The sequence below is a fragment of the Bradyrhizobium japonicum USDA 6 genome, assembly GCF_000284375.1.
Taxonomy (GTDB): domain Bacteria; phylum Pseudomonadota; class Alphaproteobacteria; order Rhizobiales; family Xanthobacteraceae; genus Bradyrhizobium; species Bradyrhizobium japonicum.
In genome coordinates, this window is sequence record NC_017249.1 from 3741140 (window position 1) to 3756531 (window position 15392).

Below are 15392 nucleotides of genomic sequence, written 5' to 3' on the forward strand. Positions count from 1 at the left end.
TACGGCCTCAGGATTTGTCGAACTTCTTGACGACATCGGCCCATTTCTCGATATCGCCGCGAAGGAATTTTTCGAATTCCCCCGGCGTCATGGACATGGGTACGGCACCCTGCTCGGTCCAGAGCTTTACGATGTCCGGTCGCTTCACCATTGCGTTTACGGCGGCATTGAGCTTGTCGATGACAGGCTTCGGCGTGCCGGCCGGAGCCATTAGGCCAAGCCAGATCGTGGCCTCATAGCCTGCTACGCCGGCTTCGCCCGCGGTCGGCACGTTCGGCAGTACGGCCGAGCGCTGCTTGCCGGTGGTCGCGAGCGCGCGGACCTGGTTCTCGCCGATATTCGGCGCCATCGCCGGCACGGCGTCGATCATCATCTGCACCTGTCCGCCGATCACGCCGCTGCGCGCCTCGCCGCTGTTGCGGTAGGGAACGTGGACCACGTCGATGGCGGCCATCGCTTTGAACAACTCGCCGGCCATGTGATAGGGCGTGCCCTGGCCGGAGGAGGCGTAGTTCAGCTTGCCCGGCTGCGATTTGGCGAGCGCGATGAACTCCTGCAGCGTCTTCGCCGGAACTTGCGGGTTCACCACGATGACGAGATCGGAGTAGTTCACCGGCGCGATCGGCGCGAGGTCGCGCATCAGCTCGTATTTGCGCTTGTCCGGCGTCAATAGCGATTCATTCGCGGTCTGGGTGTTGGACATCATCAACAGCGTGTAGCCGTCGGCCGGCGACTTCGCCGCTTCGACCGTGCCGATGATGCCGCCCGCGCCGGTGCGGTTTTCGACCACGAAGGGCTGGCCAAAGCTCTCCTGGAGCACGTTGCCGATCAGCCGGGCCGCGACGTCCGCCGGCCCGCCGGCGCCAAAGGGCACCACGATCCGGACGGCGTGGTTGGGATAATCTTGCGCGGATGAGGGGGCTGCGGAGAATGCGGCAAGCAGGCCGGCGGCGAGCGCCAGCATAAGACGTCGGGCCATCACGCCCACCTCCCTGATATCGTTTTTGTTGGCCGACACTGTAACGGCAGGGGATATGGACTGTCGACGCCTCACAAAGTCGGTCGCGCCGGGAATATCGGACGGTTTTCGGTGTGACCGCGGCCGATTTCGCGGTCGCGGCAGGAGCCGTCTGCGCATGCGGGTTGAGCAATTCGCATGGGAAATGCCGGCAAAATGCTCTCGGCTGGTCGGTATTTTGATGTTACGAACTGGACATGAACCAGCACGCCAAGATCGAAATCCGCCATTCGACCTGTCCGCACGACTGCCCCTCGGCCTGCGCGCTCGATATCGAGGTGGTCGAAGGCCGCAGCATTGGCCGCGTCCGAGGTTCGAAGAAGCAGACCTACACGGCTGGCGTCGTCTGCGCCAAGGTCGCCCGTTACGCCGAGCGCATCCATCACCCCGAGCGGCTGATGTATCCGATGCGCCGCACCGGGCCGAAGGGCTCCGGGCAGTTCGCGCGGATCTCCTGGGACGAGGCGCTGGACGAGATCGCGGATCGCTTCAACCAGGCCGAGCGCGAGTACGGCGCGGAATCGATCTGGCCTTATTACTACGCCGGCACGATGGGGCTGGTGATGCGCGACGGCCTCAATCGCCTCACGCATGTGAAGAAATATTCGCGCTTCTATCAGACCATCTGCGCCAATGTCGGGCGCATCGGGTTCGCGATCGGCACCGGTAAGATTGCCGGCGTCGATCCGCGCGAGATGGCGCTCTCCGACCTCGTCGTGATCTGGGGCACCAACCCGGTCAACACGCAGGTCAACGTGATGACGCATGCTGCCCGTGCTCGCAAGGAGCGCGGCGCCAAGATTGCCGCCGTCGACATCTACGACAACGAGACCATGAAGCAGGCTGACATCAAGATCATCCTGCGGCCCGGCACCGATGGCGCCTTTGCGTGCGGCGTGATGCATGTCCTGTTCCGCGATGGCTACGCCGACCGCGCCTACATGGACAAGTACACCGACTGCCCCGATGAACTCGAGGCGCATCTGAAGACGCGCACGCCGGAGTGGGCGTCCGCGATCTGCGGCGTGCCGGTGTCGGAGATCGAGGCCTTTGCGAAACTGGTCGGCGAGACCAAGCGGACCTTCTTCCGGCTCGGCTACGGCTTCACCCGCTCGCGCAACGGCGCCACGCAAATGCACGCGGCGCTCTGCGTTCCCGCGGTGACCGGCGCCTGGCAGTATGAAGGCGGTGGCGCCTTCTTCAACAATTACGCGCTGTGGCACTTCAATGAATCCCTCATCGAGGGGCACGACGCGATCGATAAGACCACGCGTGCGCTCGACCAGTCGCAGGTCGGCCGCATCCTCACCGGCGACGCGGAAGCCTTGCTCGGCAAGGGGCCGATCAAGGCGATGCTGATCCAGAACACCAATCCGATGACGGTGGCACCGGAGCAGGCGCTGGTGCGTCAGGGGTTTGCGCGCGAGGATCTGTTCGTGGCGGTGCACGAGCAGTTCATGACCGAGACGGCCGAGATGGCCGACATCGTGCTGCCGGCGACCATGTTCATGGAGCATGATGATCTCTATTACGGCGGCGGCCACCAGCACATCTCGGTCGGGCCGAAGCTGATCGACCCGCCCGGCGAATGCCGCTCCAACCATCAGGTCATGCAGGCGCTGGCGCCGCGGCTTGGCGCGAAGCATCCGGGCTTCGAGATGACGCCGCGCGAATTGATCGACGCGACGCTGAAGCTCAGCAACCACGGCGACATCGCTGGTCTCGAAGCCGACATCTGGCGCGACCTGCAACCGGACTTCCGGACCTCGCATTATATCGACGGCTTTGCCCACGCGGACAAGAAATTCCATTTCAAGGCCGATTGGGCGCATCCGCCGTTCGGCCAGACGATGGGCGATTTCGACAAGATGCCGTCGCTGCCGGACCATTGGGCGGTGATCGAGCATACCGATCAAGCCCATCCGTTCCGGCTCGCGACCAGCCCCTCCCGCAGCTTCCTCAACACCACCTTCAACGAGACGCCGTCCTCGCAGGCGCGCGAAGGCAGAGCGAGCGTGATGATCCATCCGCTGGATGCGGCCGCGCTCGGCATCGCCGACGGCGACGCCGTGACGCTCGGCAACAACCGCGGCGAAACCACGCTGCTCGCAACGCTGTTCGACGGCGTGCGGCGCGGCGTGCTGATCGCGGAATCCGTTCACCCGAACAAGAATCATATCGGCGGCCGCGGCATCAACGTGCTGACTGGAGCCGATACGATCGCGCCGATCGGGGGAGCCGCATTCCACGACAACAAGGTCTGGATCAGGAAAACGGTCTCGGCCTGAGCGCACGCTCGCCAATTTGTGTCGAGGCGCTAAAGCAAGGCCTCGCTACAGATTGCCCTTGCGCCTGCCGCCCGAGCTGCCGCAAATGGCTGCAAACGGGAGCAAGGAAGCGAGCGTACCATGACCGACACCACAGCAATCATCACCGAAAAGCGTGGGCAGGCGTTCTGGATCACCATCAACCGGCCGGAGAAGCGCAACGCGCTGAACGGCGAGGTCATCGCCGGCATCACCAAAGGCTATCGCGAGGCGCATGACGACAAGGACGTCCGCGTCATCGTGCTGACGGGGGCAGGCGACAAGGCGTTCTGCGCCGGCGCCGACTTGCAGAATTCCGGCGCGGCGTTCGCGATGGATCATTCCAAGCCGAATGTCGACTATGCCGATCTGCTGCGGTTGTCGCAGAACGCGACGAAGCCGGCGATTGCGCGGGTCGGCGGCGTCTGCATGGCCGGCGGCATGGGCCTGTTGTGCATGACCGACATGGCGATTGCGGCCGATCACGTCATCTTCGGCCTGCCGGAGGTGAAGGTCGGCGTATTCCCGATGCAAGTGCTGAGCTTGTTGCAGAGCATCGCGCCGCCGCGACTCGTCAACGAATGGGCGCTCACCGGCGAGCCGTTCGACGCGAAAGCGGCGCAAGCTGCGGGCCTGCTCAACTACGTCGTGCCTACAGCCGAGTTGGATGCCAAGGTCGACTGGCTGATCGGCCGCATCGTCGACAAATCCCCGACCGCGATCCGCCGCGGCAAATATGCCATGCGCGCCATCGCCTCGATGTCGTTCGACGAGAGCATCGCCTATACCGAAAGCCAGATCGCGCTGCTCGCAATGACCGAAGACGCCAAGGAAGGCCTGAAGGCCTTCGGCGAGAAGCGGAAGCCGGTCTGGACGGGGCGGTGAGGGGAAGTTCGTAGGGTGGGTTAGCGTCAGCGTAACCCACCACTGTCAGTTTCCGCCGAGGCAGAATAGGCGGGTTACGCCCTGCAGGCCGCGCTTTGCGCGTCCGCAGCGGTAACCCACCCTACGGCATCTCAACCCGCGTTGGGCTTCAGCCCGGCCGCCTGGATGCCGGCGACCGCACAGGCCTCGTCATTGTCCGAGGTGTCGCCCGACACGCCGACGGCACCGAGCAGCGTTGCGCCATCCATGATCAGAACACCGCCGGGGACCGGCACCAGCGCGCCCTTGGCGATGGTGTTCACGGAATCGATGAAATAGGCCTGCTCCTGTGCGCGCTGGTACAAGGCGCGCGAGCCCATGCCCATGGCGAGCGCACCATAGGCTTTGCCGTGGGCGATCTCGGCGCGCATCAGGCTGGTGCCGTCCTGCGCCGCGGCGATCTTGAGCACGCCGCGTGCGTCCAGGATGGTGACGACCAGCGGCTTGAGCTTCAGCTCGGTGGATTTCGCGAACGCGGCGTCGAGGATCTTGCGGGCGGTGTCGAGCGTGAGGTCAGCCATGGCTGGTTTCCTTTTTAGTGTGAGAAGTGGAATTTGCTCCGGCGCGGTCGAGGCTCATCGCCAGCACGCGCGCAACGTGAAGCGCTTCGCGCTGGGCGCCGTCGTGGATCTGATGTCGGCAGGAGGTGCCGTCAGCGACGACCAGCGTATTTTGGTCGGCGCGCCGCACGGCGGGCAGCAGCGACAGTTCGGCCATCTCGATCGAGGCATCATAGGTGTCAGCGCCGTAACCGAACGCGCCGGCCATGCCGCAGCAGCTCGATTCGATGGTCTCGACCTTCAGGTCCGGAATGAGGCGCAGCACCTGCTCGACCGGCTTGAAGGCGCCGAAGGATTTTTGGTGGCAATGGCCGTGCACGACGGCCTTGTCGGCGACGGTACCGAGCGGCAGCTGCAGCCTTCCGGCCTCCGCTTCGCGCACCAAAAATTCCTCGAAAGTCAGCGCGTGGGCGCCGACGGCCCTGGCATCGTTGTCCTTGCGCAGCGAGGCGAGCTCGTCGCGCAGCGTCAGCAGGCAGCTCGGCTCAAGGCCGACGATCGGCACGCCGCGGGCGGCAAAGGGCGCGAACGCGGCCACGAGGCGGTCGAGCTCGGCCCTGGCTTCGTCGACGAGACCGGCTGAGAGGAATGTACGGCCGCAGCAGAGCGGGCGACTGCCGCTCGAAGGCCTGGGCAGGTGCACGCGATAACCACCCGCCGCGAACACGCGGAGCGCGGCGTCGAGATTTTCGCGCTCGTAGATGCGATTGAAGGTGTCCGTGAACAACACGACTTCGCGGCCGGTCTCCGGCCCGACCGCTTCCGCAGGCGGCATGAACACGTCGCTGCGGAAGGCGGGCAGGGCGCGGCGCGCGCTGATGCCGGCAAAGCGCTCGAACAGCTTTCGGAGCAACGGGCTGCGGTTGCGCAAATTGGCGAGTGGCGCGAAGTGCGATGCGAGACCGGCATAGCGCGGGAGGTAGCCGACCAAGCGATCGCGCAGGGTCAGGCCATGGGACGCTGCGCGGGCAGCGAGCACCTCGATCTTCATCTTGGCCATGTCGACGCCGGTCGGGCATTCGTGGCGGCAGGCCTTGCAGGAGACGCAGAGTTTTAGGGTCTCCATCATCTCGTCGGAGGACAACGCGTCGGGACCGAGCTGGCCGGAGATGGCGAGCCGCAAGCTGTTGGCGCGGCCGCGGGTGACGTCCTTCTCGTTGCGCGTCGCGCGGTAGGACGGGCACATCACGCCGCCCTCGAGCTTGCGGCAGGCGCCGTTATTGTTGCACATCTCGACGGCGCCTTGGAATCCGCCGCCGGCGCCGGGATAGGCGGACCAGTCCAGCCTGGTCTTCAGCTCGGTGACGCGATAGTCGGGCCGGAAGCGGAACAGCGAGCGATCGTCCATCCGGGGCGCATCGACGATCTTGCCGGGATTGAGGACGCCCTCGGGATCGAAGCGGCTCTTCACCTCCCTGAAATCGGCGACGAGACGCTCGCCGAACATGGTCTCGTGGAATTCCGAGCGCACCAGGCCATCGCCATGCTCGCCTGAATGCGAGCCCTTGTATTCACGCACCAGCGCGAAGGCTTCCTCGGCGATGGCCCGCATCGCCTTGACGTCCTTCTCCAGCTTCAGGTTCAGCACGGGCCGCACGTGCAGGCAGCCCTCGGAGGCATGCGCATACATCGTGCCGCTGGTGCCGTGCTTTGCGAAAACCTCGCTCAAGCGCGCGGTGTAGTCGGCCAGATGCGGCAGCGGCACGGCGCAATCCTCGACGAACGAGACCGGCTTGCCCTCCTGCTTCATCGACATCATGACATTGAGGCCGGCGGCGCGGAAATCGGCAATGCCGCTCTGGAGTGCGGGCTCGGTGATCTCCACCACGCCGCCCCATTTGCGCTGCTCGTTGTTCCAGCCGAAGCCGAGATCGCCCATCAATTCGCCGAGTTGCTTGAGGCGCACCAGATTGTCCGCCTGGTCCTCTTCGGCGAACTCCACCACCAGAACGGCATCCGGATCGCCCTTGATAGCGGCGGAGATGATCGGCCTGAACATCGCGATGTCGCGGCCGAGCGCGAGCATGGTGCGGTCGACCAGCTCGACCGCGATCGGCTTGAGCTTGACCAGGTGCTGGGCGGCGTCCATCGCCTCGTAGAAGCTGCCGAAGTGGCAGATGCCGAGCGCCTTGTTGCGAATGACAGGCCACAGCTTCAGCTCGACCTTGGTGGTGAAGGCGAGGGTGCCTTCGGAGCCGACCAGGAGATGCGCCATGTTGTTGCGCGCATTGCGCGGCGTCAGCGCATCGAGATTATAGCCGCCGACCCGGCGCTGCACCTTGGGAAAGCGCGCGGCGATCTCGTCGGCCTCGCGGGCGCCGAGATCGAGCATGTCGCGGAACAGGGCGCGCGCGCTGTCGTTCGCATCGAGATCGGAGAGGTCGCGCGACACCTCGCCGTAGCGGCCAAGCGTGCCGTCGGCGAGCGCCGCCTCCATCGATAGCGTGTTGTCGCGCATCGTGCCGTAGCGAAGGGAGCGGCCACCGCAGGAATTGTTGCCGGCCATGCCGCCGATGGTCGCGCGCGAGGCCGTGGAGACGTCGACCGGAAACCACAGGCCGTGCTTCTTGAGCTGACGGTTGAGATCGTCGAGCACGATGCCGGGCTCGACCACGCAGGTGCGGCTGGCGACGTCGAGCGACAGGATCCGGTTCAGGTGCTTCGAGAGATCGACCACGAGGCCGTCATTGACGGTCTGGCCGCATTGCGAGGTGCCGCCGCCGCGCGGGGTCACCTTCAGGCCCTCGTCACGGGCGATCGCCAGTGCCCGCAAGGCCTCATCCATGGTCCTGGGCACGACCACGCCGGTCGGCATGATCTGGTAGAACGAGGCGTCGGTGGCATAGCGGCCGCGGCTGAAGCCGTCGAACAGGACATCGCCGGTCATTTCCGCGCGCAGGCGCCGTTCGAGCGAGGAGGCGTTTGTCATCCCTGGTCCCGGATTGATCCAGCGAGGCCCAGCCTTGCTGAGTTATTCATTATTTCTCATGACCGATTATATTATGAATTCAAAATGAGCAAGTCGGTCACCCCTCAGGGCGATACCGGCGCGTCCGCTTGGGGCTCGGTCAGGTGCTCGATCGCGGCCGCCCGCTTGTTGCGCAGGTGCTGGAACAGGATGTCGCTGAGCTCGCTGGCGGCGCGGCGGCGCAGCGCGTCGAGGATGGTCTCGTGCTCGCGCATCGCTTCCGCCCAGCGCTGCCGCTTGCGGGCGAAATTGGCGGAGTAACGGACCCGGCGGATGCGGCCAGCGAAGTTGGCGTAGGCGCTCTTCAGCGTCTCGTTGCGTGCGGCTGCGACGATGCTTTCGTGGATGCGCTGGTTGGTCTGGAAATAGCCGTGCATGTCGCGATGCAGATAGTGCCCGTACATCTCGTAATGCAGCTGCTCGATCGCCGTGATTTCCTCATCCGTGATGGCCTCGCAGGCGAGGCGTCCGGCAAGGCTCTCCAGCCCCGCCATGACGTCGAACAGCTCCTCGAGGTCGCGCTGGCTGAGCTGGCGGACGCGCGCGCCGCGGTTGGGCAGAAGCTCGATCAGGCCCTCGGAGGCGAGCACCTTCAGGGCCTCGCGCAGCGGCGTGCGGGAGATCCCTAGCATCGCGCAGAGCTGGCGCTCGGGGACACGCGCGCCGTCGGGGATATTGCCCTCGACCACGTAGTCGCGCAGCCGCAGCAGGATCTCGCCGTGAAGCGAGGCCTCCTGGCGGTCGCCGCCATTTGCGGCTGGTGGGGCGATCGGAACCCCGGTGTCGGGAATCGTGGATTTCATTTGCAGCACAATAGTTTGCCTGTCTGATCGCGTCGATGTTTACAATCGAATACCAAAATTCGATTGAAAGGACAAAAAATGAATGCAAAATAGTCTTCGAAGCCGGCCCAGAGTCCGCCGACAAGGAGGTTTTCATGCACCAGGGACGCCATTTCCTTCAGATTCCAGGCCCGAGCCCGGTCCCAGAGCGCGTCCTGCGCGCCATGGACATGCCGGTGATCGACCACCGGAGCGCCGAGTTCGGTGAGCTCGGCCGCGCCGTTCTCGAGGGCAGCCAGACAATTTTCCAAACCGCGGGCCCGGTCGTGATCTTCCCCTCGTCGGGGACGGGCGCCTGGGAGGCCGCGATCGTCAACACGCTATCGCCTGGCGACAAGGTGCTGATGGTCGAGACCGGCCATTTCGCCACGCTGTGGCGGCAGATGGCGGGACGATTCGGCATCGAGGTCGACTTCGTGCCCGGTGACTGGCGCCGCGGCGCCGATCCCGCATTGATCGAGGCGAAGCTCACCGATGACAAGGCACGCGCGATCAAGGCTGTCATGGTCGTGCACAACGAGACCTCGACCGGCGCAACCAGCCGCATCGCCGAGATCCGCGCCGCGATCGACCGCACCGCGCATCCGGCGCTGCTGATGGTCGACACCATCTCCTCGCTCGGCTCGGTCGACTACCGCCACGACGAGTGGAAGGTCGATGTCAGCGTGAGCTGCTCGCAGAAGGGGTTCATGCTGCCGCCCGGCCTCGGCTTCAACGCGATCTCGGAGAAGGCGCGCGCAGCCGCGAAGACCAACAAGATGCCGCGCTCCTATTTCGACTGGGAGGAGATGCTCAAGCCCAACGCCAACGGCTTCTTCCCCTACACGCCGGCGACCAATCTGCTCTACGGCCTGCGCGAGGCTATCGCGATGCTGCTCGAAGAGGGGCTCGACAACGTGTTCGCGCGCCATCAACGGCTGGCTGCCGCGACGCGTGCCGCCGTCAGTCACTGGGGCCTCGAGATCCTCTGCCAGGAACCCTCGGAGTTCTCGCCGGTGCTCACCGCGGTGTTGATGCCGCCGGGCCACGACGCCGATCAGTTCCGCAAGATCGTGCTCGACAATTACAACATGTCGCTCGGCTCGGGCCTGTCGAAGGTCGCCGGAAAAGTCTTCCGCATCGGCCATCTCGGCGAATGCAACGCGCTGACGCTGCTCGGTGCGCTCACCGGCGTGGAGATGGGCCTGTCGGTTGCGGGCGTGCCGCATCGCTCCGGCGGCGTCGACGCCGCGATGAAGCTTCTGGAGCAGCGCCCGCAGGGCAATGCCTCGCCGCATCTGAAAGTGGTCGGCACCTAGGTCGCGCGGGACACGCAGGGCCAATCATAAAAAACAGTACAGTCAGGGAGGGTGGAGATGGGAATTCGGTTCAAGGCCACGCATGTCGTCTTGGCGATGCTCTGCGCGATGTATTTCATCACCTATGTCGACCGGGTGAACATCGGCACCGCCGCGAGCGAGATCCAGAAGGAGCTGGGTCTGTCGAACACCCAGCTTGGCCTCGTGTTCTCCGCCTTCGCCTATCCCTATCTGCTGTTCCAGGTGATCGGCGGCTGGGTCGGCGATCGTTTCGGGCCGCGCAAGACCCTGTTCTGGTGTGGCATGATCTGGGCGGCGGCGACCATCTCGACCGGCTTCGTCAACGGTCTTGCCGCACTGTTCGTTGCGCGCTTCGCGCTCGGCTTCGGCGAGGGCGCGACCTTCCCGACGGCAACGCGCGCGATGCAATACTGGACGCCCGCGAACCGCCGCGGTTTTGCGCAGGGACTGACCCATTCCTTCGCCCGGCTCGGCAACGCCGTGACGCCACCGGTGGTGGCGCTGCTCATCCTCTGGCTGACCTGGCGCGGCGCGTTCGTCGTGCTCGGTCTCGTCAGTCTGGTCTGGGGCGTCGTCTGGGTCTGGTACTTCCGCAACGAGCCGAAGGAGCACGCCTCCATCACCGAGGCCGAGCTCGCCGCACTGCCGCCGCGCCCGACCGGCGAGCGGCCGGGCGTTCCGTGGGGGCCGTTGCTCGGACGCATGTGGCCAGTGACGCTGACCTATTTCTGCTACGGCTGGTGCCTGTGGCTCTATCTCAACTGGCTGCCGCTGTTCTTCAAGAACAACTACAATCTCGACATCAAGAACTCGGCGCTGTTCGCCTCCGGCGTGTTCTTCGCCGGCGTGGTCGGCGACAGCGTCGGCGGCGTGCTTTCGGACAAGATCCTCGATCGCACCGGCAACGTCCGCCTGGCGCGGCTGAGCGTCACCGTTGCGGGATTTACGGGCGCGCTGCTTTCGCTGTTTCCAATCCTGTTCGTCCACGACATCACGATCGTCGCGCTGTGCCTGTCGGCCGGCTTCTTCTGCGCCGAGCTGGTGATCGGCCCGATGTGGTCGATCCCGATGGACATCGCCCCGAAATGTTCCGGCACCGCCTCGGGGCTCATGAACACCGGCTCGGCCTTCGCCGCCATCGTCTCTCCGCTCGTTGCCGGCTTCGTGATCGACGCGACCGGCAACTGGTACCTGCCGTTCCTGATGTCGATGGGGCTGCTGTTGCTCGGTGGCTTCTCCGCCTTCCTGATGCATCCGGAGCGTCCGTTTACGGAAGCCGAGGGGCGCCTGCCGGTCGGAAAGGTGGTGGCCGCGGAGTAGGGGAAGCGCGGCCGGGGCGAGGCCCGCCGCTTATGCATGGGAGGCGTCTTAAGGAGAGGGGACAAGCCCGTCAAATGGTGCTATTCGGCGGCCATCAAAACCAAGGCTAGACCGGGAAGGACGCCGATGACCGTGCACACTGGAAGGCATTTCTTACAGATTCCAGGACCGACCAACGTGCCCGACCGGGTGCTGCGGGCGATGGACATGCCGACGCTGGACCATCGCGGTCCGGAGTTCGCCGAGCTCGGTTTTGCGGTCCTCGCCTCGATGCAGCGGGTGTTCCGCACCCAGCACCCCGTCATCATCTTCCCCTCGTCCGGCACCGGTGCCTGGGAAGCGGCGATGGTCAACGTGTTCGCCCCCGGCGACAAGGTTTTGATGTGCGAGACCGGCCAGTTCGCCGTGCTGTGGCGCGGCATCGCCGACAAGTTCAAGCTCGACGTCGACTTCATCCCGAGCGACTGGCGCCATGGCGCCGACCTCGCCGAGATCGAGAAGCGCCTTGCCGCCGACAAGCAGCACACGATCAAGGCGGTCTGCGTCGTTCACAACGAGACCTCGACCGGCTGCGTGACGCCGCCGCTCGAGGTGCGCAAGCTGCTCGACCGCGTCAGGCATCCGGCCCTCCTGATGGTCGACACCATCTCCGGCCTCGGCTCGATGGAATACGAGCACGATGCCTGGGGCATCGACGTCTCGGTCGCCGGCTCGCAGAAGGGCCTGATGCTGCCCCCGGGCCTCGGCTTCAACGCCGTCTCGGAGAAGGCGCTCGCGGTGGCGAAGGCCAACCCCGGCATGCGCTCCTACTGGGACTGGCAGGAGGTCATCTCCTTCAACAAGCTCGGCACCTTCCCCTATACGCCCGCGACCAATCTGCTCTATGGCCTGCGTGAAGCGGTCAAGATGCTGGAAGAGGAGGGGCTGGAGAATGTCTGGACCCGCCACAAGCGCCACAGCGCCGCGACCCGCGCCGCGGTCAAGGTCTGGGGCCTGGAGACGCAGTGCGCCGATCCCGCCGCACACTCGCCGGCGCTGACCGGCGTGCGCGTGCCCGATGGACACGACGCCGACGCCTTCCGCAAGGTGGTGCTCGAAAACTTCGACATGTCGCTCGGCACGGGCCTGAACAAGGTCAAGGGCAAGGTGTTCCGCATCGGCCATATCGGCCATTTCAACGACCTGATGCTGATGGGCACGCTCGCCGGCGTCGAGATGGGCCTGGATCTTGCAAAGATTCCGCACCGGAGCGGCGGCGTATTGGCGGCCATGGACGTCCTGAAGGGACGCGACGCGGTGCCGATGGCCAAGGCCCAGGTGGCCTGAAGGCTCAGGTGGCCTGAACTAACTTAGAAAGTGAGCGCGCGATGAACGCACCGACGACGACCAACGAAGACCTGCTCTACTCCGTCCAGGACGGCATCGCGCGGATCACCTTCAACCGCCCCCAGGCGCGTAACGCAATGACCTTCGCCATGTATGACCGCATGGCGGAGATCTGCCAGGAGATCAACGCCGATCGCTCGATCAAGGCACTGATCCTGACTGGCGCCGGCGACAAGGCGTTCGCCTCGGGCACCGACATTTCCCAATTCCGCGCCTTCAAGACCGCGCAGGACGCGCTCGACTACGAGGCCCGCATCGACCGCGTGCTCGGCACGCTCGAGCAGTGCCGTGTGCCCGTGATCGCGGCGATTGCGGGAGCCTGCACCGGCGGCGGCGCCGGCATCGCGGCCTGCTGCGACCTTCGCATCGGTACCGAAACCACGCGCATCGGCTTTCCGATCGCACGCACGCTCGGCAACTGCCTGTCGATGTCGAACATCAGCCGCGTCGTCTCGCTGGTGGGACCTGCCCGCACCAAGGATCTGATCTTCAAGGCGCGCCTCGTCGAGGCGCAGGAAGCGCTGTCGCTCGGCCTGCTCAACGAGGTCGTGCCCGACGTCGAGACGCTGCAGCGCCGTGCCGACGAGACCGCCAGGCTCGTCGCAAGCCATGCGCCGCTCACGCTGGAAGCGACCAAGGAGGCGGTGCGCCGCATCCGCCGCACGCTGTCGCGCGAAGAGGGCGAGGACCTGATCCTCAAGGCCTATATGAGCGAAGATTTCCGCGAGGGCATGGACGCCTTTCTCAACAAGCGTACACCGAACTGGAAGGGCAAGTAGCGCAGGCCTAGGTCTTGTGCGGTGCCTAGGCAAACGCCTGTCTCAGTGCAATCGCCGACACGGCAGACATAGATTCTCGCCTTCAGGACGTTGCTCAACCGTTGTGAGGCTGCGCGCTGCAACGGCTCGCGTTTTGTCGGCGGGTTCGCTTGCCATCCATCTCATTCCAAAGTCATAAGTGAAGCGGCGCCGGGCGGCTTGAACTGGCCGGCGTTCGCCCGCACAATGCAACTCGCCTTACTTCGCGAATTGCCAATCCAAACAAGAACATAGGGAAGATGCGCGTGAGATATGGAATGAAGGCCGCAATCACGCTGGCCGCCGCGCTTTGTGGCGCGCCGGCTTTTGCTGGCTGGGAGCCGACCAAACCCGTCGAGATCGTGGTGGCCGCCGGCGCGGGCGGCGCCTCCGACCAGATGGCGCGGATGATGCAGGCCGCCATTCAGAAGAACAATCTGATGAAGCAGCCGATCGTCGTCTCGCTCAAGGGCGGCGCCTCGGGCGCGGAAGCGCTGATGTACATGAAGTCCAGCGAAGGCGACCCGAACAAGGTGCTGATCGCCTATTCGCTGATCTACATGCTGCCGCTGTCGGCGAAGATCCCGTTCAACTGGCGCGAGCTGACGCCGGTCTCGGTGATCGCGCTAGACCAGTTCGTACTGTGGGACAACAGCGCAGGTCCGAAGACGGTGAAGGAATTCGTCGCGGCCGCGAAGGCGGCGAGTTCGCCGTTCAAGATGGGCGGCACCGGCTCCAAGCGCGAGGATCACGTGCTGACCGTCTTCCTCGAGCAGAAGACCGGCGCGAAATTCTCCTATCTGCCCTACAAGTCCGGCGGCGAGGCCGCCACCCAGCTCGTCGGCAACCACACTGAATCCAACGTCAACAATCCGAGCGAAAATCTCGAAGTCTGGCGTGCCGGCCAGGTGCGTCCGCTCTGCGTGTTCGACAAGGAGCGCATTTCCTACACCAGCAAGGTGACGGACACGCAATCCTGGGCCGACATCCCGACCTGCAAGGAGGAGGGCGTCGACGTCCAGTATCTGATGCTGCGCGCGATGTTCCTGCCCGGCAAGGTCACGCCGGAGCAGCAGGCGTTCTATGTCGATCTGTTCCACAAGGTGACGCAGACCGCGGAATACAAGGACTACATGGAAAAGCAGGCGCTGAAGCCGATCTTCCTCACCGGCAAGGACATGGTGCAATTCCTCGAGGAGGACGACGCCACCAACAAGTCGCTGATGACGGAAGCCGGATTCGTCGCGAAGTAATCACACCCTCCATGTCATGCCCCCGCGAAGGCGGGGCATCCAGTATTGCACAGAATTCGACGAAAGACGGCTTCTGCACGGAGTACTGGATCATCCGCCCCAGTGCGCAATTGCGCACAAGGCGGATGATGACAGCGCAACTTGATCTGGCGGAGCATGTCCCAAACCGATCTTGAAATCGTCGTCGACGATCCGACCGCGCCTGAAGACGACTCACCCTCCGTCGTCTCCTCCGGCACGATCGAGATATTCGTCTGCCTGCTGTTGCTCGCGTTGGCCGCAACGCTCGGCTATGACAATTGGCGCACCGGCGCCTCCTGGGATTCGACCGGGCCGGAGCCCGGCTATTTCCCGTTCTATCTCTCCGTCATCCTCGGTGGCGGCAGCCTCTATGGCCTGATTGCGGCCTTCGTGGCGCACCGCGCGGCATCCGAAAGCTTCGTCACGCGTGCGCAAGCGCGCCGTGTGATGGCGGTGTTCGTGCCGACGCTGCTGTTCTGCCTGGTGATGCAGTTCCTCGGCCTCTACGTCGCGAGCTTCCTCCTGATCGCGGGCTTCATGCGGCTCGTCGGCAAGATCGCGCTGTGGAAGTCGCTGCTCACTGCCCTCCTGTTCACGGCGATCATGTTCATCACCTTCGACATCGCCTTCGACGTCATCATGCCGAAAGGGCCGCTCGAAGCGGCCTTCGGCTACTAG

12 protein-coding genes are annotated in these 15392 nt (G+C 64.7%); 8 read left to right on the top strand and 4 right to left on the bottom strand.

What is annotated here, in order from left to right; genetic code table 11:
- Positions 1–7: 7 nt before the first annotated feature.
- Positions 8–979, bottom strand: a complete 972-nt coding sequence (locus BJ6T_RS17520; protein WP_014493786.1) for a tripartite tricarboxylate transporter substrate binding protein — start codon at positions 977–979, stop codon at positions 8–10.
- A gap of 236 nt (positions 980–1215) precedes the next feature.
- Here BJ6T_RS17520 and BJ6T_RS17525 point away from each other — a divergent pair, with 236 nt between their 5' ends.
- The gene (locus BJ6T_RS17525; RefSeq protein ID WP_014493787.1) at positions 1216–3306 is read left to right on the top strand and encodes a molybdopterin oxidoreductase family protein; all 2091 of its coding nucleotides are present in this window, start codon (positions 1216–1218) and stop codon (positions 3304–3306) included.
- Positions 3307–3426: 120 nt separating this feature from the next.
- A complete protein-coding gene (locus BJ6T_RS17530) occupies positions 3427–4209 on the top strand; it encodes an enoyl-CoA hydratase/isomerase family protein (protein ID WP_014493788.1) in 783 nt (260 codons plus the stop codon).
- A gap of 131 nt (positions 4210–4340) precedes the next feature.
- On the opposite strand, the gene BJ6T_RS17535 is transcribed toward BJ6T_RS17530, so the two are convergent.
- The 3 genes from BJ6T_RS17535 to BJ6T_RS17545 form a co-directional block, all read right to left on the bottom strand.
- Positions 4341–4769, bottom strand: a complete 429-nt coding sequence (locus tag BJ6T_RS17535; protein ID WP_014493789.1) for a GlcG/HbpS family heme-binding protein — start codon at positions 4767–4769, stop codon at positions 4341–4343.
- Positions 4762–7737 carry an FAD-binding and (Fe-S)-binding domain-containing protein gene (locus tag BJ6T_RS17540; protein WP_014493790.1) on the bottom strand — a complete coding sequence of 992 codons (2976 nt, stop codon included), beginning with the start codon at positions 7735–7737 and terminating at the stop codon, positions 4762–4764. Before BJ6T_RS17540 ends, BJ6T_RS17535 begins: the two co-directional genes overlap by 8 nt.
- A gap of 104 nt (positions 7738–7841) precedes the next feature.
- Positions 7842–8579 (bottom strand): GntR family transcriptional regulator, encoded by a 738-nt coding sequence (locus BJ6T_RS17545; RefSeq protein ID WP_039227774.1) that lies wholly within the window; start codon positions 8577–8579, stop codon positions 7842–7844.
- A 134-nt stretch (positions 8580–8713) separates the two neighbouring features.
- On the opposite strand from BJ6T_RS17545, the gene BJ6T_RS17550 reads away from it, so the two are divergent.
- The 6 genes from BJ6T_RS17550 (at position 8714) to BJ6T_RS17575 (ending at position 15392) form a co-directional block, all read left to right on the top strand.
- Complete coding sequence (locus tag BJ6T_RS17550) at positions 8714–9916, top strand: pyridoxal-phosphate-dependent aminotransferase family protein (RefSeq protein WP_014493792.1); 1203 nt, start codon at positions 8714–8716, stop codon at positions 9914–9916.
- A gap of 57 nt (positions 9917–9973) precedes the next feature.
- A complete protein-coding gene (locus BJ6T_RS17555) occupies positions 9974–11257 on the top strand; it encodes an MFS transporter (protein ID WP_014493793.1) in 1284 nt (427 codons plus the stop codon).
- 126 nt (positions 11258–11383) lie between these two features.
- A complete protein-coding gene (locus BJ6T_RS17560; RefSeq protein ID WP_014493794.1) occupies positions 11384–12583 on the top strand; it encodes a pyridoxal-phosphate-dependent aminotransferase family protein in 1200 nt (399 codons plus the stop codon).
- A gap of 41 nt (positions 12584–12624) precedes the next feature.
- Complete coding sequence (locus BJ6T_RS17565; protein ID WP_014493795.1) at positions 12625–13422, top strand: enoyl-CoA hydratase/isomerase family protein; 798 nt, start codon at positions 12625–12627, stop codon at positions 13420–13422.
- Between the two features lie 296 nt (positions 13423–13718).
- Positions 13719–14693, top strand: coding sequence for a Bug family tripartite tricarboxylate transporter substrate binding protein (locus BJ6T_RS17570; protein ID WP_014493796.1), 975 nt, complete (start codon positions 13719–13721; stop codon positions 14691–14693).
- A 156-nt stretch (positions 14694–14849) separates the two neighbouring features.
- Complete coding sequence (locus BJ6T_RS17575; protein ID WP_028156588.1) at positions 14850–15392, top strand: tripartite tricarboxylate transporter TctB family protein; 543 nt, start codon at positions 14850–14852, stop codon at positions 15390–15392.

What these genes read in the sequence shown, in the direction of transcription:
- BJ6T_RS17575 (WP_028156588.1), top strand. Translation starts at nt 14,850, where the DNA reads ATGTCCCAAACCGATCTTGAAATCGTCGTCGACGATCCGACCGCGCCT.
- BJ6T_RS17545 (WP_039227774.1), bottom strand. Translation starts at nt 8,579, where the DNA reads ATGAAATCCACGATTCCCGACACCGGGGTTCCGATCGCCCCACCAGCC.
- BJ6T_RS17570 (WP_014493796.1), top strand. Translation starts at nt 13,719, where the DNA reads ATGAAGGCCGCAATCACGCTGGCCGCCGCGCTTTGTGGCGCGCCGGCT.
- BJ6T_RS17555 (WP_014493793.1), top strand. Translation starts at nt 9,974, where the DNA reads ATGGGAATTCGGTTCAAGGCCACGCATGTCGTCTTGGCGATGCTCTGC.
- BJ6T_RS17560 (WP_014493794.1), top strand. Translation starts at nt 11,384, where the DNA reads ATGACCGTGCACACTGGAAGGCATTTCTTACAGATTCCAGGACCGACC.
- BJ6T_RS17530 (WP_014493788.1), top strand. Translation starts at nt 3,427, where the DNA reads ATGACCGACACCACAGCAATCATCACCGAAAAGCGTGGGCAGGCGTTC.
- BJ6T_RS17550 (WP_014493792.1), top strand. Translation starts at nt 8,714, where the DNA reads ATGCACCAGGGACGCCATTTCCTTCAGATTCCAGGCCCGAGCCCGGTC.
- BJ6T_RS17525 (WP_014493787.1), top strand. Translation starts at nt 1,216, where the DNA reads ATGAACCAGCACGCCAAGATCGAAATCCGCCATTCGACCTGTCCGCAC.
- BJ6T_RS17540 (WP_014493790.1), bottom strand. Translation starts at nt 7,737, where the DNA reads ATGACAAACGCCTCCTCGCTCGAACGGCGCCTGCGCGCGGAAATGACC.
- BJ6T_RS17535 (WP_014493789.1), bottom strand. Translation starts at nt 4,769, where the DNA reads ATGGCTGACCTCACGCTCGACACCGCCCGCAAGATCCTCGACGCCGCG.
- BJ6T_RS17520 (WP_014493786.1), bottom strand. Translation starts at nt 979, where the DNA reads ATGGCCCGACGTCTTATGCTGGCGCTCGCCGCCGGCCTGCTTGCCGCA.
- BJ6T_RS17565 (WP_014493795.1), top strand. Translation starts at nt 12,625, where the DNA reads ATGAACGCACCGACGACGACCAACGAAGACCTGCTCTACTCCGTCCAG.